Source organism: Undibacterium sp. CCC3.4 (genome assembly GCF_034347425.1).
Taxonomy (GTDB): domain Bacteria; phylum Pseudomonadota; class Gammaproteobacteria; order Burkholderiales; family Burkholderiaceae_D; genus Undibacterium.
The window spans coordinates 3902863-3923942 of record NZ_CP133779.1 but is presented as its reverse complement, the minus strand read 5'-3'; the positions used below and the strand labels follow the sequence as shown (position 1 = coordinate 3923942).

The window sequence follows — 21080 nt, the reverse complement described above, 5'->3', positions numbered from 1 at the left end:
GCGCTGCGCGCGCCGGCACCGGGAACTCAGACGCCTTGCTTGAGTGATGCAGCGATGAATTCATCGATGTCACCGTCGAGCACCGCCTTGGTATTGCCGGTTTCGAAACCGGTACGCAAGTCCTTGATACGCGATTGATCGAGCACATAGGAGCGGATCTGATGCCCCCAGCCGACGTCGGTCTTGGAATCTTCCAGATTTTGTTTCTCGCTCATGCGCTTGCGTAATTCCAGCTCGAACAATTTTGCCTTCAGCATTTCCCACGCTTCGGCGCGGTTCCTGTGTTGGCTACGATCATTCTGGCACTGCACCACGATACCCGATGGGCCATGCGTGAGACGTACCGCCGAATCGGTTTTATTAATATGCTGACCACCGGCACCGGAGGCGCGATAGGTATCGGTACGCACATCGGCCGGATTGATATCGATGGCAAATGACTCATCGACTTCCGGATACACAAACAGACTCGAAAACGAAGTGTGGCGGCCGTTATTGGAATCGAACGGCGATTTGCGTACCAAGCGATGCACCCCGGTTTCGGTGCGCAGATAGCCGTAGGCATACTCACCGGTCACTTTGAGTGTCGCGGTTTTAATGCCGGCGATGTCGCCATCGGATTGCTCCAGAATTTCGACCTTGAAACCCTTGCGTTCGCAATAGCGCAAATACTGACGCAATAACATCGAAGCCCAGTCTTGTGCCTCAGTACCACCGGCACCGGCTTGCACATCGATGAAGCAATTGTTCGGATCCATAGGATTATTGAACATGCGACGGAATTCCATGCCCTCTACCGTGGCGCGCAATACCTCGGCATCGGCTTCTACCGCTTCGAGGGTATCGTCATCGGCTTCTTCGCGGGCCATGGCAAACAGCTCATTGGCGTCGCGCAGACCGGCATCGGCCGCGATCAGCGTGTTGACGATGGTTTCCAGCGATTTTTTTTCTTTCCCGAGTTCTTGGGCGCGCTTGGCGTCATCCCAGACTTTCGGGTCTTCTAATTCGGCGTTAACTTGTTCGAGTTTCTCTGACTTGATATCGAAGTCAAAGATACCTCCGAAGTTCGACTTCACGGACCGTCAGGTCGGCCAGCAGGGCGGAGAGACTGTTGAGGCGTTCGGCTTCCATAATGTCACTTTTCTAATGCAATAAAACCTTGCATTATAACTGAGCTGCCGTGCTTAGTCTTGTAAAAGCCGCGCAGTGGCGGCTTTTACTCGCTATTTACCAGACTGAACTGGCAATCGTCGGTTCGGCTTGACGGTGGCTGTGTAACCATTTCGCCAAATGTTGTTTGAAACAGTTGGGGCAAATATGGTATTGCGTGATTTTCGTATGGCCACCGCTCGACAGTGACTCTTCTTCTTCCAAAGAAATCGTGGTGATGAGCTTTTCGTGCTCGGCATCGCTCCAGTTTTCATCCCAGTGCGACTCGGCACCGCAGACGTCGCAGGTCAGTTTGTCGAACACTTCTTCGCTATGTTCAAGAATGAGAACGGTTTTCATATGCTTCATACTGCCTCCGAGAGCTTGCTGTGGAAAATCTCTGAATCGCTGCAAAGATTCTACCTCAGCTTGCCTCCCGGAAAGCAAATTGATGTAAAAAAGCTGCGTTCTGAACCATTCAGGACGCAGCTTTTTTGCTCAGCCAGGCGCGTCTCAGCGGCGACCGGATTTCGCCGCGGCCGGCTTGGCAGCAGCCTGTGGTTTGGCGCGGTTGTAGGACAAGGCAGGGCGCTTGGCCGGTGCTGCCAAAGGAATGCCATCGCGCGGCGGCGGTTTATTACCGTAAGTGTTGACCTTCGGTGCCGCGACACGACGACCATTAGCGACGCCGCTTTGATCGATAGTGACGGGGATTGCCGGTTGTCGGGCCGGAATCAAATGGCGTGGCGCGCTGCCGATCAGATCGCGTCGGCCCATACGTACCAAGGCTTCATGGATGATTTCCCAGTTTTCCGGCGCATGATAGCGCAGCAAAGCCTTGTGCAATTTGCGCACCTTGCCCGAGCGAGCCGTTTCCACCGCTTCCGAATCGGCGCTGACGCGCTTGAGCGGATTTTTACGCGTGTGGTACATGGTGGTTGCCAGTGCCATCGGCGTGGGCATGAAGGTTTGCACCTGATCGAGTTTGAAATCGTTTTTCTTCAGCCAGATCGCCAGATTGACCATATCTTCATCGGTCGAGCCCGGATGGGCGGCGATGAAGTAAGGAATCAGGTACTGTTCTTTATTGGCTTCTTTCGAATATTTTTCAAACATTTGTTTGAACTCGTCATAGCTGCCTATACCCGGCTTCATCATCTTTGACAGTGTATCGGCTTCAGTATGTTCCGGTGCGATTTTCAACAAACCACCGACGTGGTGGGTCACCAATTCTTTCACATACTCGGGGGAACGGACGGCCAAATCGTAGCGCAGGCCTGAGCTGATCAGAATTTTCTTGATGCCGGGCAGGGCGCGCGCCTTACGATAAATCGAAATCAATTTGCTGTGGTCGGTACCGAGATTCGAGCAAATCGACGGATACACGCACGACAAGCGGCGGCACGATTCTTCGATGTTCTTATCTTTACAAGCGAGTCGATACATATTTGCAGTCGGGCCGCCAAGATCGGAAATGGTGCCGGTAAAGCCCTTGACCTTGTCGCGAATTTCTTCAATCTCACGCAAAATCGACGGTTCCGAGCGGCTTTGAATGATGCGTCCTTCATGTTCGGTGATCGAACAGAAAGTACAGCCACCGAAACAGCCACGCATGATATTGACCGAGAAACGTATCATGTCCCAAGCCGGAATCTTGGCCTTGCCATAGGCCGGATGCGGCGCACGCGCATACGCGCGGTCGTACACGCCATCCATTTCATCCATCGCCAGCGGCAGCGGCGGCGGATTGAGCCAGACATCGCGCTCGCCGTGTCCCTGCACCAAAGCCTTGGCATTGCCAGGATTGGCTTCCAGATGGAACACGCGCGAGGCATGCGCATACATCACGGCATCGTCCTTGACTTGATCAAACGAGGGCAAGCGGATCACCGACTTATGTAATTTATTGCGCAACATCAGTTGCCGCTCTTCGCGGCTCATGATGCGGATCGCTTGTTGTGCCACCACGTCAGGGGTCGGTGCCGCTGCAGCACTGCCGTCGGTGGCGCATTTGGCGTCTTTTTCCGGCGTCATCGCATACGGATCGGTATGCGTTTCTACCTTGCCCGGGGTATCGAGCTTGATCGAGTTAATTTCGCTCCATTCCGCATCCGGCAGCCAACCGCGTGCCACCATGAAAGCCGTGCCACGCAAATCGCGAATCTGTTCTATCGCTTCGCCTTGACCGAGACGATGGCTGAGATCGATCAGCGCGCGTTCTGCATTGCCGAACAATAAAATATCGGCCTTGGAATCGGGTAAGACCGAACGACGTACTTTATCCGACCAATAATCGTAGTGGGCAATCCGGCGTAAGCTCGCTTCGATGCTGCCGACGACGATGTTGGCATCGGGGAAGGCTTCGCGTGCACGCTGGGCATACACCACCAAGGCGCGGTCGGGCCGCTTGCTGCGGTCGCCATCCGGGGTGTAGGCATCTTCCGAGCGGATTTTGCGATCGGCCGTGTAGCGGTTGACCATGGAATCCATATTCCCGGCGGTGACGCCGAAATACAGATTCGGCTTACCGAGCACTCGAAACGCCGCCGCCGATTGCCAATCCGGTTGGCTGATGATTCCGACGCGAAAACCGTGATGCTCGAGCAAGCGGCCGATCAGCGCCATGCCGAAACTCGGATGGTCGATATAAGCGTCGCCGGTGACTAAAATGACATCGCAACTGTCCCAGCCCAGCACATCCATTTCGGCGCGAGACATAGGCAAGAAGGGCGCGGTGTGGCTGCCACCGACATCGGTGCGAAAGCGCGGGAACGAGAAAAGATTTTTAGGCTGAGGATTCATGGGCGCGATTGTACCGGAATCTGCGCGCGTTTGCCGGCGAGCTGATAAATTATGCTGAAGAATCAAACGCTTGGCGCACGCAGCAGGGCATCGGCTTCGGTATTCTTGTGTCGTGGAACCCATTTCAGGCGCAGTCCGGGCAATTGTGCCATCAGAGTGCAGGCACGTGCGCGGTAGTCTTGCAGGCGCACTGCCGCGGCGCTACTGCCGAGCACGTCATTGATCACCACCTGGCTGTCACCGCGCAGCAGTATGCTCACGGTCGGTGCCGGGCCGAGTAAAGCCAGCAGCAATTCCAGCGCCGCGATCAGCGCCTGGTATTCGGCATCGCTGCTGTCACCATAACCGAGTGCGCGAGTTTGCTGATGCACTTCGCCGGCCGGTCCGCGCACGATGCAAGCGAGCAGGCATGCGCCGGGGTTCGGTTTGGCTGAGCCGTCAAACCAGGCATTCCAGTCGCTGGTTTCATGTATGTTTACTGCTTTGGGCATGGGCGTTCCTGATTTTCCAAGCGCTCATGCTAGCCGTTCCGGCGTAAAATCACCACTGTTACGCGCTGTGCGACCACTACTTCATCGATTTTCCCTATGCCGACTTCTGTCATTCCCTTTTTAGCCAGCGATGCCGCCACCACCGCCAACTGGGTCGCCGCCTTGCAGGCCGCCTTGCCCGAACAGCGCATCGTCGCTTTCTCTACCCTCAGCGAAACGGAAAAAAAGGCGGTGCGCATCGCCATCGTCGCTAATCCCGAACCGGCCCAATTGCAGCAACTGCCGCAATTGCAATGGGTCCACAGCGTCTGGGCCGGCGTCGAACGTTTGCTGCAGGAGGCCGGGCCGCAGGCGTGGCCGCTGGTGCGTTTGCTTGACCCGCAATTGGCGGCGACCATGGCCGAAGCCGTGCTGGCCTGGACTTTGTACCTGCATCGCGAGATGCCGGCCTATGCGCGGCAACAGCGACAAGGCCTGTGGCAGGCGCGGCCGTACCGTAGCGCCGGCAGTCAAACCATCGGCTTATTGGGCTTGGGTGCACTCGGCGCGGCCGCGGCGCGCAGTTTGCTCGCTGCCGGATTTAAAGTAGCTGGCTGGAGTCGTGAAACCAAACAAATAAGCGGCGTGCGCTGCTTTGCCGGGGCCGCCGAATTGCCGCTGCTGTTAGCGCAAACCAACATCCTCGTGTGCTTGTTACCTTTGACAGCCGCCACGCGCGACTTGCTCGATGCATCCATGCTGCGGCAACTGCCGACCGGCGCATCCTTGATCAATTTCGCCCGCGGTGCCATCGTCGTCGATCAGGATTTGCGTGCCGCACTCGACGACGGTCACCTCAGCCATGCCGTACTCGATGTATTTCGCAGCGAACCCTTGCCAGCCGAGGCCTGGCAATGGCAGCACCCGGCAGTGAGCGTGCTGCCGCATTGCTCGGCACCAACCGACCGCGCCAGCGCCGCAGCCATCGTCGCTGCCACGATCCGGCAATACCATGCCGATGGCAGTTTGCCGGCGACGGTGGATCGTGCGCTGGGGTATTGAGAAATGCAGAGCGGTAAAACATTCATACCTCGTCGAAGGTATGGCTTAATTACATGAACTGAAAAGGGAACGCGACCTTGACCAGAAAAGCTGTATGCGTGTACAGTGCAAAAAAACGTTAAGGAAGCGCGGATTTAATCGCTGTGGAATTGTCCGTTGCCAATGAGGATGCAATGCAAGGCGTCTTTTGCTGTCAATAGCGAGCTATTGACAGCAAAAGGCAACGCAGCAGTGCGCCTCAGTGGCGGCGGGCAAACCACTTGGATTAAATCTGCGCTTCCTTAAGTGGCTTGGCACGCATGTGTAATCGAAATACTGAGGAAATATAATGGACCGACAAGCAAGTGCCGCAGCATTTCCGCGGCGCGCCATGAAAAATGGGAAAAGCGTACTGCCTGGCTATCTTGAATTTTTTGCCGGCAGTGGTCTGGTTGCTTATGCTTTAAAACAGAATTTCACAGCGATCTGGGCAAACGATATTTCCGAAAAAAAGGCTGCTGTTTATCATGCCAACCATGGCAAACAGCATTTCCACCTTGGCTCGATAGCCGATATTAAAGGTGCAAGCCTGCCAGCGGCACCGCTTTCTTGGGCCAGCTTTCCTTGTCAGGATTTATCCTTGGCTGGTCTCATTGCCGGAATAGATGGTAAGCGCAGCGGTTTGGTGTGGGAGTGGTTGCGCGTAATGGATGAAATGACGGAAATGCCTGAAATTTTGGTCGCTGAAAATGTGACCGGATTGATGTCGGTAGACGGTGGCAGTCAGTATCGCATGCTGCATGCAGCGCTGCGCAAGCGCGGCTATGTCGTTGGTGCGATACAGTTGGATGCCGTACATTGGGTGCCGCATTCTCGACCAAGGGTTTTTGTCATTGCGGTGAAAGAAGCGCTGGTGATTCCAGCGCAGCTTTTGACCGATGGCCCGACTTGGCTGCATCCGAAAGCCTTCGTCACTGCGGCAAAAGACCTTGATGGCTGGTTGTGGTGGAAGCTGGCCGCACCCGAGCCGCGAAAAATTCATCTCAACGATATTATCGAATGGACTGCGCAGTGCGATGATGAGGAAAAGTCTGCACGCAATATAGCCTTGATTCCTGATAAGCACAGAAAAATGCTGGACCATGCAAGCGTTGTCGCTGCGCCTGGCTATAAGCGAACGCGGGCATCGAAGCAAGTTCTCGAGTTGCGTTTTGATGGGGTTGCGGGGTGTCTACGCACACCGAAAGGTGGCAGTAGTCGGCAGTTTTTAGTCATAAAAAAAAATAAAAAACTTCTGACACGACTGCTGACGGTACGTGAAACGGCTCGTCTTATGGGTGCGCCGGAATCTTTCCAACTTCCTGGATCGTATAACGATGGTTATATGGCAATGGGTGACGCTGTAGCAGCACCATGCGCCCGGTTTCTTGCGGAATTTTTGCTTTCTCCCTTGCTGAAAGTAATTGCATGAGCAAACTCATTGAAATACTTGTTGAGTATCAAAAAAGCAATAAATTAACTTCAAAAGGAAAACTTGCCTCGATTCTCTTTGTGACCCGCCTTGCGAAAAACGAAGGCTTGCCACTTGACTCGTCGGTGTTGCTGACAGATAGTCAAGGGCAGGTACTGGGATTAGGAAAATCTGCGGTGCAATCGATTCTGAAAGAACATGGGGAATCGCGGGTTCTGGCGGAGGAAGGTGGCCGCACCAGTCGTGGAAGTTTGGGAAATATGCAGCAGTATGTTACTTTTCTGAATCAACTCCATCAAGATGATTTAGCTGATATGCCTGTGATCGAAGCGTGGTGGGTAGAGCGGGTGAAAGATTTTTTTGCTGCCAAGCCTTTTGTGTTGAAATACGATACCAGCATCTCTTTGCGTGCGATAGTACGAGACCTGCTGCAACAAGCAATCAAACGGCAAAAAGAAAATCCAGGGACGATGTATGCAGGGGCGGTCATGCAGCATTTGGTCGGTGCCAAACTCAGTCTCGTATTAGCTGAGAGCGTTGTGCAGAACCATGGTTTTTCTGTTTCAGATGCAATGAGTTCCCGCGGTGGTGATTTTATTATTGATGAGGTCGTCATCCATGTTACCAGCGCTCCGGGTGAGGCGCTCATGCGTAAATGCGAAGGAAATCTTCACTCTGGTGTCAGACCCATCATCGTCACGACCTACGCGAGTATGCCAGCAGCAGAATCCTTGGCTGAAATACAAGGTATCGCAGGTCGCATTGATATCTTGGAAGTAGAACAATTCATTGCCACCAACGTCTATGAGCTCAGTCAATTCAAAACTGCTGAGCGGAGAGTCACGGTTGAGCGACTGGTGGAGCGCTACAATGAAGTTGTTCGATCGTGCGAAACAGATCCAAGTTTACAAATTTCAGTCAGTTGATGCTCGCCACCCGCATCGCAGCCATTATTTTCGCATGAACCCGCACGAACGTCGATTGACATGCCGGCCAAGCTGGCCGAGAATGTAATTCTGCATGCAATTCGGGAGAAATCATGAGCATCGCTTCGTTGGGCGCAACTAATTACCAAGCTATCGGCAAGCTTACCGGCAGCAGCAGTGGTGCCACGGCGGCGACTTCGGCCAGCGCACTGAGTGCCGTGTTGACCGGCACAACCAATAGCAATGCCACTTCGGCGGCCAGCTCGGGAAACAGCAGCAGCCTTGCCGCCGCATTACAGCAGGCCTTGGCACAAGTGAATTCCGGTGCCGACTTGTCGAGCTTGTTGTCCTCGACCACTGAGCAGTCTTCGTCCGATTTTCTCAGTAATTTGTATTCTTCGCTGCCCGGCCTGTCCGCGTCGACCACTAACTCTACCAGCAACAGTGCGGCAGTCGCCGCAGTCCAACTCGACTCTTCGAGCCCGACGGCCAAATTACAAAGCAGCTTACAAAAACTCGTTACCCAGCTCGACAATGGCAGCAGCGAAGCCAGCGGCAGCCTGCAAAAATCGTTCAACAGCCTGATCACCGATAGTGGCGGCAACCCCAGCCAAACCAGTTTGCAATCATTTCTCAAACTGGTGGCAGCCAATGTGCAGGGCAGTGTCGCAGTGGGCAGTTTTCTCGATACCAGCGCCTGAGTCAAGCGCCGTTACCGCTGACTACAAAGTTTTCACGCAGAGCTTGAAGTCACGATCTTCTTCATACACGCCGACGCGAAAGCCGAGGCTGCGCATGAGCTTGAGCATGCCGCTGTTATTACTCAATACCAAACCTTCGATCTGACTCAAACCACGGCTGCGCGCGACATCAATGATGGACATCATCATGCGTGAGCCCAGCCCTTGGCCGCTGAATTGGTCGGCAATCAGCAGGGAAAATTCACAACTGCTCTTGTCCGGGTTGGTAACATAGCGCGATACCCCAATGATGCACTCGCTTTCGCTGATGCGTCCATGTTCATCGACGCTGCGCTGTGGGTAAATCGCCACCAGCGCCATTTCACGGTCGTAATCGATCAGCGTGAATTGCGCCAGCATGCGCTCGGATAATTCGCGCATCGATGAGACGAAGCGAAAATACCGGCTCTCCTCCGACAAACCGCGCACCAGCGCTTGCAGCATATCGGCGTCGTGCGGATGCAACGGACGCACAATATAACGGCTGCCGTCGCGCAGCGGCCATTCGGTTTCGCGGTCGGATGGATACGGCGAAATCGCCAGATGCTGATAATTGCCCGGTTCGGCCGGCGCATGGTCAACCACGATGCGGGCATCGACCACCAAGGCCCCATCGTGATCGACGATGACCGGATTGATATCGAGCTCGCGTAACTGCGGCAGCGCGCACACCATTTCCGACACCCGCAATAAAATTTGCTCGAGCGCTTCGCGCTGCACCGCCGCCGCACCGTGCCAAGGACCGAGCATGGCGGCGGCGCGTGCGCGTGCGATCAAACCTTGTGCCAAGAATTGGTTTAACGGTGGCAGTTCGAGTGCGCGGTCGGCGATCAAATCACTCATCACCCCGCCGGCACCGAAAGCGATCACCGGACCGAACAAGGGATCGCTGAGCATGCCGATATAGAGTTCGCGACCGAGCGGCTTGCCCGACATATTTTGTACCGTCACGCCATTGATGCGGGCTTCGGGACGCAATCGGCTGACGGTCGCCATCATGGTTTGCCAGGTATCGCGTACGCCGGCACCATTGAGAATATTCAAGGCTACCCCTTGTACTTCCGATTTGTGGCTTATATCGGGCGCATCGATCTTCAAGGCTACCGGATAAGCGAGCTGATTGGCGACTAACATGGCTTCATTGGCCGAGCGCGCCAAGATCGTTTTGGTGACGGGAATATGGAATGCCGACAGCAAGGCTTTCGACTCCATCTCGGTCAGCACGCGCCGTCGTTCGGCCAGCACGCTTTCTATCAGTATGCGTGCGCCTTCGAGATCGGGTTTCGCCAATTGCGATAAGGGTGCGGGGACTTGGCGCAGCAATTGCTGATTTTGATGGAAGCGCGAAATATGATGGAAGGCGTCGACCGCTGCTTCCGGCGTGCGAAAACTCGGAATTGCCGCGCGATGCAGAATCGTGCGTGCTTGGGCGACTTGTTCATCGCCCATCCAGCACGTCAGCAGCGGCTTGCCAAGTGTGGCATAGTGCTCGGCCAAGGCATGGGCGATCAAGCTGTCATCAGTTCCGGGGGTGGGGGAAAGGATCACTAAAATGCCATCGATTTCATTACTGTGGGCACAGGCTTCGAGGGCGGCGCGAAATTGCCCGGCATCGGCGGCATGGCCGAGGTCGAGGATGTTACTCAATTGGGCCAGCGGCGAAAGCTGCGCGGCCAAGGCTTGTGCTGCTGCTGCCGCCAAGGCGACCGGTTGCAGACCCAGTGCGTGCGCGGCATCGAGTGCCAGCACGGCCGGCCCGCCGCCATTGGAAATGATGGCCAAGCGCCGTCCAATCGGCAGATGGCGTGCCGACAGACACTTGGTGGCGGCGAATAATTGTACTAACGAGCGTACCCGCACCGCACCGGCACGTTGTAAAGCGGTATCGAAAATGGCATCGAAACTGTCGGCATCGACACCGCTGTGGTTGGCTTTGAGGATGATGACCGGTTTCGCATTGGCGGCGGCACGCAAGGCACTCATGAAGCGACGCGCATTGCGTATGCCTTCGAGATAGACCACGATGCTCTGAGTATGCCGGTCTTGTGCCAGATAATCGAGGGCATCGGCCAAATCGACCGCGCTGTCGGGGCCGAGTGAAATGACGGCAGAAAAACCAATGCCGCCCTTGGCGGCCCAGTCGAGTATCGAACTCGCCAATGCGCCCGATTGCGACAGCACGGCGATGCCGCCGGGTTTGGCGAGGCGACCGAGGGTGCTGGCATTGAGTTGGTTTTTCGGAATCTGAAAACCCATGCTGTTGGGACCGAGCAGAAAAATTCCATGCTGACTGGCGATTTGATGCAGCGTCGTGCGCATTGTCGCCGCTACGCCGTGTGAAATGATCAGTACGGCTTTACATTGCAAACGTCCGGCAAAATCGAGTGCCGTGCATAATTGTTCATCGGGCAGGGCGATGAGTACCAGATCGGCGCGTGCCGCCACTAAATCGCTGTGGGTGCCGCTCATGCCAATGTCAAGAAAACTGACTTGACCGGCAAATTTGTCGGCCGCCAGATGGGCGCTCAGTACCCGCGCCAACGGTGTTTGTTCGGCCTCGCCAGTGCCGGCAAAGACCACCAGCGAACGCGGCGCGAACAGCGCCGAAAGATAATGCTTATCCATCTTGTTTCCCGTATAAAAAATCATTCACCAAACTGCCCGCAGCGAACTTCGTTCAGTCCGCGCCGATTAACACCCGTACATGGGCGGCCACGCTGCGCGCCAAGGGCGAGAGTTCGTAACCGCCTTCCAGACAAGAGACGATGCGACCGCCGGCGTGGCGTGCCGCCAGTTCGACCAATTGCCGCGTGATCCAGGCGAAATCGGCTTCCACCAAACCTAGATTACCCATGTCATCTTCTTTGTGGCCATCGAAGCCGGCCGAAATAAACACGATTTGCGGCGCAAATTCCTCCAATGCCGGCAGCCAATGGCTGCTGACGGCCGCGCGAAACACCGCACCACCGGAACGCGCCGGCAAGCCGATATTAAGCATATTCGGCCCACGAGGAATAGCGCCGCTGAACGGGTAAATATCCTTTTCAAAGCTTGAGCACATCAACACGCCCATATCGCCATGCAGAATATCTTCACTGCCATTGCCATGATGGACGTCGAAATCGACCAAGGCTATTCTGGCTATGCCGTACACGGCTTGGGCATGGCGGATGGCGATGGCAACATTGTTAAAAAAACAAAATCCACCGGCGGCAGCGCGCTCGGCATGGTGGCCGGGCGGACGCACATTGCAAAATGCCACGCGCGCCTGACCACTGAGCACCAGGTCGGTCGCCAGCACCGCCGCACCGGCAGCACGCTGCGCGGCGCGATACGAGTAGGGGTTGATACGGGTATCGGGGTCGATGCGCGTATACGCATCTTCGGGCACATTCGCACCTGACATGGCGAATTGCTCCAGATAGGCAGCGTCATGTGCGCGCAGTAATTGCTCTGCGCTGACCAGCGGCGCATCGTAGCACTGCATATGGTCGAGCAAACCGCTGATGAGTAATTGATCGTTGATGGCACCGAGTCGTTGCGGACTTTCCGGGTGCTGATCGCCCATGTCATGCTTTTGGCAATCGCTGTGAGTAATATAGGCGGCGAACATGGCTTTCCGTAATGACGAAGGTTTCCCATAGTAGGCCAGTGCAGCGCGTTTGAGCAGGGGCGATGGCAGATTTTGTGCTGTATCAAGTTGTGGGCGTGCCAGTTGCGGCTTTTGTTGCGCAGTCGTTGCTTTTTGAATACGCCAGTGGCATGCTGGCCGATTGTTTGTCATTGCGCTACGGAAGCCCTCTATGTTCACGATGTTTGCGATGTTGAAAAACAGCTGGGAAAACCTGGTGGCGCGAGTGTTTCGACACGCCATCGCGGCGCGCTGCCGGCGCGCCGGTTTGCGGCAACAGACGATGCCGATGCCTTACGGTAGCGTGGCCTACCTCGATAATGCTGCCGCCGGCACGGCCATCGTGCTGTTGCATGATGCCGGTGCCGATAAAAACAGTTGGCTGGCTTGCGCGGCGCGGTTCGGGCGCGGGCAGCGCTTGCTGATACTCGATTTGCCCGGCCATGGTGACAGTGGCGCCGATCTGGAACTCGAATACGATGTGCATAGCCAAACTGAGCGCGTGCTCGAATTCATCGAGCAATTATCCTTATCTCAAGTGCATTTGATCGGCAACGGACTGGGATCCGCGATTGCCCTGCGTTTGGCGCATTGGCGGCCACAACTATGCGTCTCGCTGATCCTTATCAACGTCGGCGGCCTGCCTGGTCCGGCTTCTGTTCTGACGACAGTGCTCGGCACGAGTGGCAAAGACCCACTGATGGATATCGGCAGCCTCGATGATTTCAAACTCTTGCTGGAACTGAGCATGTACCGTGTGCCCTACCTGCCGCGGCCCTTGCTGCACTTATTGGCGCGGCAAAAAATAGCACGCCATGCCATCGATCTGAAAATCGCCGCCGATCTGCGACGTGATCTTGACCAAAGCGCCGTACTGGCGCAATTACATCTGCCAACCCTGATCATCTGGGGTGCCGATGACAAAATCAGCCATGTCGATGGCGCGGCCTTGCTGCATGCGCGTATCAGCGGCAGCGCGCTGCTGATTGTGCCTGAGTGCGGCCATTTACCCATGCTTGAGCAGGCTGCCGTCGTGGCAGCGCGCTGCACGCGCTTTCTCGCTGCGTTCAATGCAGCTTGAAACAGCCATCAATAATTATTATTCAGATAATTAGTTGCCTAAAAGATTGTATCGAAACCTCTCCTTGTTCCGTATGATTTGACATGGCCGCGGGCAGATGGCGGCGTCATGACGCATGCACAAGGACTTTCCTGATCGGAGATGGAGACGGAGATGAGATATTATGCCAAAGCCGAAATTGACACCAGCTTCGCGGGACGCTGGGAAATGCAAGCTTACACGGAGTTCGCCCATATTCTGAACGACAATGCTCGACCGTTCCCGTGCACGCTTGGCATTGCCGGCTGGCATAACGATCAGTTGCGCTACGCTTTCATCGACCACGCGCCGCTGGTAGAGCAGGGTGGCAACGAAGCGGCGCTGCAGGAGCTGGCCGCCTCACTGCAGAGTTACCTGCCGAATGCCCGACTATTCGGTAAAAACACGTCCTTGGTAGTATTTTTCAATGAAACCCGCGATCAGGGCGTGCCGCACTACGAACAGTGTTTTTGGAATTTGCTCAATGGCGTGCACCGCCTCGACAGTCGGCCGTGGCCAACTGACATCGCCACCAATCCCAGCGACAGCAGCTGGGAATTTTCTTTTGCAGGGCAAGCAATGTTCGTTGTTTGCAACACGCCTTCGCATCGTCGCAGACACAGTCGCTACCATCCTTATTTCATGCTGAGCTTTCAACCGCGCTGGGTGTTCGAGGATGTAATCGGTCCGACGGCAGCGAATGCGCAAAAAGTGAGAAGTGAAATCAGGAAGCGTCTGCATGAGTTTGATGAGGTCGCCATCACAGCTTTCCTCGGCAGCTTTGGCGCAGCAGAGAACCGCGAGTGGCACCAGTACTTTCTGCGCGACGACAACAGCGCGCCGCTACGTTGCCCATTCAAACATGCCGCCGCCGCGCCGCGCGCCGTCTTGTTCCAGCAAACCGGCCACTACGCCATCGAAACAGTGATACGCGAACTCTTACCGCCGACCGGTTCGGTCGAAGTGCAATTCGATACGCCGAACCGCGAACACGCCTGGCACAGCCATGCTACCGATGAAACCTTACATGTCATCGAAGGCAGCATGCAATTTGCCACCATCGAGCAGGTATTTGTGTGTCAGCCCGGCGATCGCATCTTGCTGCCGGCACAGACGATCCACCGTTCCGTGGCCGGACCGGCAGGGTGCTTATATGTCATCGCCACACGCATGCTCAGGCATCACCTGATAAATTAATGCTGATGATGCGCCGCAATGGCACATCGTCATCGCGCGGCGTGGCGTTTATTTAGTCACGCTCAGCGCTTCGATCTTCCCACCTCGGTAAGTGTACAAGGTGATAGGGGCATGGTTGAGATCGCCATTGTTATCGAAACTGATATCGCCGCTGATGCCGCGATAATGGATTTTCTTTAAGAATGGCAAGTACTTGGCCGGTTCGGATGAGCCGGCATCTTGCATGGCTTGAACCATGGTCATGGTGGCATCGTAAGCTTGTCCAGCGTAAAGTTGCGTCTCTATACCAAATCTTTTCTTGTAATCGGCACGCCATTGATCATAGGCTGGCTTTTGCTCAGCAGGCACGCCGCCGGCCGAGGCGCAGACGACTTGTTCGTCGGCCATGCTATCGCCGGCAAACTTGGGCAAGTTAGGTGTACAAATAGCGTCGCCACCCATGAACTTGGTATTCATGCCCAAGGCTTTCATTTGACGCAGCATAGGCCCGGCCGTGCTTTCCAAACCGGCAAAGAAAATCATATCGGGTTTTTTAGCTTTGACCGAGGTGAGTACCGCGGCAAAATCGGTGGCCTTGTCGGTGGTATGTTCACGCACCACCACGTCGCCGCCAGCTGCTTTGGCACTCTTGATGAATTCGTTTGCCAAACCCTGGCCGTAGGCGGTTTTATCATCGATGACGGCAATCTTTTTGGCCTTGCTAACCTCTACCGCATAGCGCCCGACTGCCGCGCCGAGTTGGCCATCGTTGGCTGTGACGCGAAACGTTACCGGAAAGCCTTGCAAGGTGTATTTCGGGTGCGAAGTGCCGGCGCTGATCTCCGGAATGCCGGCGTGATTGTAAATGCGTGAGGCTGGAATGCTGGCGCCGGAAGTTACGTGGCCGATCACGCCGCTGACTTTGGCATCGACCAGTTTCTGCGCTACCGAAGTGGCTTGCTTGGGGTCGCCGGCATCGTCTTCTGCCAAGAGGCTGAAACGGGCTTTCTTACCGCCGATCATGACGCCCTTGGCATTGAGCTGTTCAACCGCCATTCTGACGCCGTTTTCATTATCTTTTCCAATATGTGCGATGCCGCCAGAAATTGGCCCAGCATGGCCAATCTTGACCTGTACTTCCTGTGCTGCCGCTGCAAAACTGATAACTGTGCTGGCAATCGCCAGCGAGACCATGCTTAATTTGAATGCCATAATTTACTCGCAATAGTTTTTGGAATGTAAGGTGAAACGCGTCACCACCTCTTAAAGAGGGCGTAGGGACGCGTCTACTCGTTGAGCGTCGCGTTGAACGTCGCTGGAGTGATTCCAAGCAGTGACTGGGCATGCTTGTATCAGTAACATAGAATAGTAGACGCGCCTGCAGCGAGGCTCAAGTCAGAAAATTCTGAAAGTTTTGTCGGAATTTTCTTAAAATGTTTTGGCAGGAACCTGGCGTCATTTTTTATACTGAAAATGCCACAATTTCTGCCATTTTCAGTTAACTGCGAACGTCGCTGGATTCCTGCCAAAAGCTCGCAGGAACGACGTTGCGGGCGGTTGGGGTAAGGATGCCGACTACACGCAGCTTTGCGACAGGCTCAACGACATGCGGGAGCGACGATGCGGAGGTGTGGCCGAATAACGCGACTAAGCGCCGTCGAGCCCATATTTTTTGATCTTGTCATGCAGCGTCGTCTTGGCAACACCGAGCGCTTCGGCCGTGCGCGCCAAGCTACCGTGGCGATGCAGGGCATCGACGATCAAGGCGCGTTCAAAGGCTTCCACCGTTTCGGCCAGCGCTGTCGGGCCGTTGATCGGCGGCTGCCCAAACGGTGGTGAACCACTTTCTATGCCCAGCACGCAGCGGTCGGCAACATTGCGCAGCTCGCGGATATTCCCGGGCCACGCGTAGCCGAGCAATTGGCGAATCCGCTCGGGCGTGGTGGCCGGCAGTGCGCGTTGATGGCGAGCCGTGCCGAGCAGTAAAAAATGTTCGAACAGCAGAGGGATATCTTCACGCCGCTCGCGTAGTGGTGGCAGATCGACGGTAGCGACGCTGAGCCGATAATACAGATCGCTGCGAAAGCCACCCCTGGCCGATAGCTCGACCAAATCGGTTTTGGTTGCGGCGATGACGCGGCAGTCGATAGGAATCAAGGTGTTGGAGCCGAGGCGCTCGAGCTTGCGTTCTTGTAATACACGCAGCAGCTTGATTTGCATCGCCAGCGGCATGCTCTCGATTTCGTCGAGGAACAGCGTACCGCCGCTGGCATGTTCAATTTTGCCTATGCGTTTTTTTGCGGCACCGGTATAGGCACCGGCTTCATGCCCAAAAATTTCACTGTCAAACAAAGTTTCCGGCAAACCGCCGCAATTGATCGCCACAAAATTGCCTTGGCTACGCGAACTGGCTTCATGCAAGCAGCGCGCAACCAATTCCTTGCCAGTACCGGTTTCACCATGAATCAATACGTCTGCGGCACTGTCGGCCAGGCAGCTGACCATCGTGCGAATTTTTTGCATGCTCGGTGCGCGGCCCAGCATTTGGCTTTCGAGCTGATCGCGTTGCGCCAACTGGCGTCGCAGCGTGCGCACTTCCAGCACGAGCCGGCGTTTTTCCAGCGCTCGGCGCACCACTTCAACCAAGTATTCAGGCGCGAACGGTTTTTGAATAAAATCGTGCGCGCCATCTTTCATCGCCTGTACCGCCATAGAAATATCACCATGACCAGTGATCAGCACTACCGGCAATTCCGGGTCGATCTGTAATATTTCACGCAGAAAGCTCATGCCATCCAATTTCGGCAGCCGAATATCACTGACCACGATGCCGCAAAAATCACGGCCAAGCCGGCGGCGTGCCTGTTCGGCGCTGGTGACGCAGTCAACGGCGATACCTTCGAGTTGCAAGGCTTGCGCGCAACCGAGCGCGACGTCGGGGTCGTCTTCGACGATCAGTACCGTCAGAATTTCACTCATGTGGCGCGCCCTTTTCTGAAAGCGGGATTTCCAAGGTAAATACGGCACCACCTTCGGGGTGGTTACTGGCATTCAAGGTACCACCGAAATCGCGCATGATGTCAGCAGAAATACTCAGACCCAAGCCCAAGCCGACACCGGCCTGTTTGGTAGTAAAAAATGCGACAAACAATTGGCTCATGACCGTTTCGGTCAGCCCCGGGCCGTGGTCGCGTACCGTCAGGCGGGCCAGTTGGCCCAGCGCTTCACAGCTGAGCTCGATGCACGGCGCGGCGTGGCCTGCCATGGCATCGAGCGCATTGCCGATCAGGTTGATCAACACTTGTTCGAGTCTATCGGCATCGCACAGCGCCACCGGTGCCGGCAACGGGCAATCGCGCCGCACCGTCACATGGGCTTGCAGCAGACGCTGTTCCAGCAGTGCGAGCGAGTTATCGAGCGCGCGATCGAGCGCAACCGCCTGCAATTGCGCGCTCGATTTGTGCGCAAAGGTGCGCAGCTGGCCGGTAATGCGTCCCATGCGATCGGTCAGTTGTGCAATCCGTTCGAGATTGGAGCGAGTAGTTGCAAGGTCACCGCGATCGAGAAAACGCACGCTATTGCCGGATAAGGTACGCAGCGCTGCCAACGGCTGGTTGAGCTCATGCGCAATTCCGGTCGAGAGTTGACCGATCGCCGCCAGCTTACCCGCTTGGACCAGCTCATCCTGCGCCGCGCGCAAGGTACGTTCGGCGCGGATACGATCGCTGACTTCATCTTGCAACTGTTGGTTGGCCGTGGAGAGGTCGGCGGTACGCGTCGCTACCTTACGCTCTAATTCGTCGTGCGCTTGTTGCAATGCTTCGCGCGCGGCCAGACGATCTTTCAAATGCCGTCGCCGTTCGTTGAGCATCATACCGACCATGAACAACAACACGGTGCCGACCACGGCAAGCGCGGCCCGGCTTTGCGCGATATCATCGACTTGCTTCAAATGTGAGAACACAGTCAGGGTCCACGGTGTGCCGGGCAATGGGCGCGATTGCGCCAGAAAGCGGCCGGCCACCGGATAGGCAGAGGCGATGGCGGGATCATCTTTGGCAATGCTGACTAAGCGCGCACCGTGATCGAGTTCACGCAATTCTTTCAAGCCCAGCGGTTTCAAGGCGCGCCGATTATATTGCTGGGTTTGGTCGAAGGCGCTGCGAGTTTTTTCTTCCAGCGCCCGCACGGTAGTGAATTTCCAATTGGCGACCGAGCCGAGAATGACGACCCCGTTTTCATCGCTGACCATGGCCGGTGTTTCTACAGTGGCCCATGATTTTTCCAATTGCTCCAAACTCACTTTGAGCACCGCCACGCCCAGCGTTTTGCTGCCGTCTGACAGCGTCGAGGCCAAATAGTAACCGGGCTCACCGCGCGTAGTGCCGATGCCGAAAAAGCGGCCGTGCCCACTCTCCAGCGCCTCCCTGAAATACGGCCGAAACGTCAGATCTTCGCCGACAAAGCTGTCGGTACGCCGCCAATTACTCGATGCCACGACCCGCCCGCTGGTATCGATGAGGTAGATCGACAGCGTCCCGGCGCGCTCGTTGAGTTGTTCGAGATAGACATTGACCTGCGCTGCCAGCGTGGCGTGGTCTTTGTTTTCGAGTAAGGCCAGCACATCGCGTTCGAGGTCCAGCGTATCGGGAAGAAAAGCGTATTTACCAATCTCGCGTTCCAAGCTGGTGCTGTACAAATCGAGCCGGTGCAGGCCGGTAGTCTGCAGCTCGGCCAAGCCCAGTTGCTGCACCACGCGATACGCAGTAAAGCCGCATAGCCCCATCAGGGTAAGCAGCAGAAGCAAAATAGGCAGGTGGTGTAGGTGGCGCGGGCTGGACATGGTGGCAGGACGGTTTGGTCGCCTATTATAGAGGAATTCGCGCTTACCGAGACGCCACGCTGCGTGCCCGAGCGGCCACTCGTTCAATCTGTGACGTGCAAAAAAAACCGACCTGACACGTTTGCTGTCAGGTCGGCAGACAGTGCTGACTCAGACTGCTTTGGCAGTACCAAGCGCCTCCGTGTGAACCGGCATGGCTGAAGCGCTGGCGGCCAGCGATTCGTCCACTGTATCGATGGCATTTTCCCACTTCGCTACCACGGCGGTGGCAATCGCGTTACCGAGCACATTGGTGGCGGTACGGCCCATATCGAGGAAGTGATCGATCCCCAGCACCAGCAACAAACCGGCTTCCGGCAGGTTGAACATAGGGAGAACCGCTGCGACCACAACCAACGAAGCGCGCGGCACACCGGCGATACCTTTACTGGAAATCATCAGCACCAGCAGCATACTGATTTGCGTCGACAGGCTCAGCTCGATGCCATATGCTTGCGCTACGAATAAGGCCGCGAAGGTGGTATAGATCATCGAACCGTCGAGGTTGAATGAGTAACCCAAAGGCAAAACGAAACCGGTAACGCGTTCGCGGATACCGAATTTTTCCAACTGTTCCATCAACTTCGGATAAGCCGATTCGCTGCTGGCGGTGGAAAAGCCCAACAGCATAGGGCTGCGCACCAGCTTGATCAAACGGAACACGCTCTTGCCGAGCACGCAGTAAGCAGCAAAAATCAATACCAGCCACAGCGCAGCCAAGGTGAGGTAAAAACTCAGCAGCAGCTTGCCGAACACCAGCAGCATGCCGGCACCTTGAGTGGTAATAATGCCGGCGACGGCACCGAAAACACCGATAGGAGCGAAGCGCATCACGTAGTCTGTGACCTTGAGCATGACATGGCCGACTTCTTCCAAAGTTTTTACCAAGCTGCGTGCGGCTTGATTATGGATGTGACCAAGCGCTAAGCCGAAGAACACGGCAAACACCAGAATCTGTAGAATTTCGTTGGCAGCCATCGCTTCGAAAATGTTTTTCGGGAACACATGGGTAATGAAATCCTTCAGATTGAGCGCACTGGTTTTCAAACCCAGTGAACTGCCGACCTCGGGCAAAGGCATACCCAGATTGGTTCCCGGATGCAGCAGATTAGCAAATACCAGACCCAAGGCCAGCGAACACAGCGAAGCGCCGAGGAACCACGCCAGAGCTTTGGCACCGATGCGACCGACCGTTTTCGAGTCCCCCATGCCGGCCAAGCCGGAAACCAGGGTGGCGAATACCAACGGAGCAATGATCATTTTGATCAAGCGTAGAAAAATATCGGTCAGGATACTGAAGTAAGAAGCGATCTCTTTGGCTTGTGCCGGGCTGGCGGCAAAGTTATTGCAAGCATAGCCGACAACAATACCAAGCAGCATGGCGATCATGATCATGGTCGTTAGGCGGTTCAATTTCATAATGGTTTCCTTATTGTATTGATGTGAAGTGAGACCGAGGCGACTTGGTTCAGGAACACTGACATCCTGGTCGGCACGTTCGGGTAGCTCACTTCGCTGGCTTTTTCAGCTGCACTCATGGGCTTGTCTCCGTGATTTATAGGTATATTTTTTAGCCACGCGAGTACGTGGTTATCGCTTACTAATGCACAGATCATGCCAGTGTGCAAAATATGCCTGCGCCTGCTTACGCAGGCGGAAATGCGCGTGTTTGTGCGCGCTGTAGGTCGGATTT

At 55.6% G+C, this 21080-nt stretch carries 16 protein-coding genes; 6 read left to right on the top strand and 10 right to left on the bottom strand.

The features are described from left to right. Positions 1-26 precede the first annotated feature (26 nt). From prfB to RHM61_RS17420, 4 genes are all read right to left on the bottom strand, one after another. Positions 27-1131, bottom strand: a protein-coding gene (gene prfB / locus RHM61_RS17435; protein ID WP_322248571.1) for a peptide chain release factor 2 whose coding sequence is annotated in 2 segments (ribosomal slippage) — positions 27-1049 and positions 1051-1131 — 1104 coding nt in all. Because the reading frame shifts where the segments join, the coding sequence is not laid out codon by codon here. Positions 1132-1227: 96 nt separating this feature from the next. Further along, positions 1228-1518, bottom strand: coding sequence for a hypothetical protein (locus tag RHM61_RS17430; protein WP_322248569.1), 291 nt, complete (start codon positions 1516-1518; stop codon positions 1228-1230). A gap of 144 nt (positions 1519-1662) precedes the next feature. After that, complete coding sequence (locus tag RHM61_RS17425; protein WP_322251123.1) at positions 1663-3867, bottom strand: YgiQ family radical SAM protein; 2205 nt, start codon at positions 3865-3867, stop codon at positions 1663-1665. A 146-nt stretch (positions 3868-4013) separates the two neighbouring features. After that, positions 4014-4442 (bottom strand): reverse transcriptase-like protein, encoded by a 429-nt coding sequence (locus tag RHM61_RS17420; protein WP_322248567.1) that lies wholly within the window; start codon positions 4440-4442, stop codon positions 4014-4016. A gap of 96 nt (positions 4443-4538) precedes the next feature. Between RHM61_RS17420 and RHM61_RS17415 the strand changes: the two genes are divergently transcribed. From RHM61_RS17415 to RHM61_RS17400, 4 genes are all read left to right on the top strand, one after another. After that, complete coding sequence (locus tag RHM61_RS17415; RefSeq protein ID WP_322248565.1) at positions 4539-5483, top strand: glyoxylate/hydroxypyruvate reductase A; 945 nt, start codon at positions 4539-4541, stop codon at positions 5481-5483. 328 nt (positions 5484-5811) lie between these two features. Continuing rightward, on the top strand, positions 5812-6933 hold the full coding sequence (locus RHM61_RS17410) for a DNA cytosine methyltransferase (protein WP_322248564.1): 1122 nt from the start codon (positions 5812-5814) through the stop codon (positions 6931-6933). Continuing rightward, positions 6930-7859, top strand: coding sequence for a DUF4928 family protein (locus RHM61_RS17405; protein WP_322248562.1), 930 nt, complete (start codon positions 6930-6932; stop codon positions 7857-7859). Before RHM61_RS17410 ends, RHM61_RS17405 begins: the two co-directional genes overlap by 4 nt. A gap of 113 nt (positions 7860-7972) precedes the next feature. Further along, positions 7973-8560, top strand: a complete 588-nt coding sequence (locus RHM61_RS17400) for a hypothetical protein (RefSeq protein ID WP_322248560.1) — start codon at positions 7973-7975, stop codon at positions 8558-8560. Positions 8561-8581: 21 nt separating this feature from the next. Here RHM61_RS17400 and RHM61_RS17395 read toward each other — a convergent pair whose 3' ends face one another. Together RHM61_RS17395 and RHM61_RS17390 are read right to left on the bottom strand one after the other, a co-directional pair. Continuing rightward, positions 8582-11224: a bifunctional acetate--CoA ligase family protein/GNAT family N-acetyltransferase gene (locus RHM61_RS17395; protein ID WP_322248559.1), complete on the bottom strand. Its 2643-nt coding sequence runs from the start codon at positions 11222-11224 to the stop codon at positions 8582-8584. A gap of 52 nt (positions 11225-11276) precedes the next feature. Continuing rightward, entirely contained in the window at positions 11277-12212 is a 936-nt protein-coding gene (locus tag RHM61_RS17390; protein ID WP_322248558.1) for a histone deacetylase family protein, read from the bottom strand. A gap of 190 nt (positions 12213-12402) precedes the next feature. Here RHM61_RS17390 and RHM61_RS17385 point away from each other — a divergent pair, with 190 nt between their 5' ends. Next, complete coding sequence (locus RHM61_RS17385; protein WP_322248556.1) at positions 12403-13311, top strand: alpha/beta fold hydrolase; 909 nt, start codon at positions 12403-12405, stop codon at positions 13309-13311. Between the two features lie 153 nt (positions 13312-13464). Beyond that, positions 13465-14526 carry a YqcI/YcgG family protein gene (locus RHM61_RS17380; RefSeq protein ID WP_322248555.1) on the top strand — a complete coding sequence of 354 codons (1062 nt, stop codon included), beginning with the start codon at positions 13465-13467 and terminating at the stop codon, positions 14524-14526. Between the two features lie 48 nt (positions 14527-14574). Here RHM61_RS17380 and RHM61_RS17375 read toward each other — a convergent pair whose 3' ends face one another. The 4 genes from RHM61_RS17375 to RHM61_RS17360 form a co-directional block, all read right to left on the bottom strand. Beyond that, a complete protein-coding gene (locus RHM61_RS17375; protein WP_322248553.1) occupies positions 14575-15717 on the bottom strand; it encodes a branched-chain amino acid ABC transporter substrate-binding protein in 1143 nt (380 codons plus the stop codon). Positions 15718-16152: 435 nt separating this feature from the next. Continuing rightward, positions 16153-17484, bottom strand: a complete 1332-nt coding sequence (locus RHM61_RS17370) for a sigma-54 dependent transcriptional regulator (RefSeq protein WP_322248550.1) — start codon at positions 17482-17484, stop codon at positions 16153-16155. Continuing rightward, positions 17477-19312 carry a sensor histidine kinase gene (locus RHM61_RS17365; protein WP_322248549.1) on the bottom strand — a complete coding sequence of 612 codons (1836 nt, stop codon included), beginning with the start codon at positions 19310-19312 and terminating at the stop codon, positions 17477-17479. Before RHM61_RS17365 ends, RHM61_RS17370 begins: the two co-directional genes overlap by 8 nt. Before the next feature lie 186 nt (positions 19313-19498). Continuing rightward, on the bottom strand, positions 19499-20806 hold the full coding sequence (locus tag RHM61_RS17360; RefSeq protein WP_322248547.1) for a dicarboxylate/amino acid:cation symporter: 1308 nt from the start codon (positions 20804-20806) through the stop codon (positions 19499-19501). Positions 20807-21080: the final 274 nt, after the last annotated feature.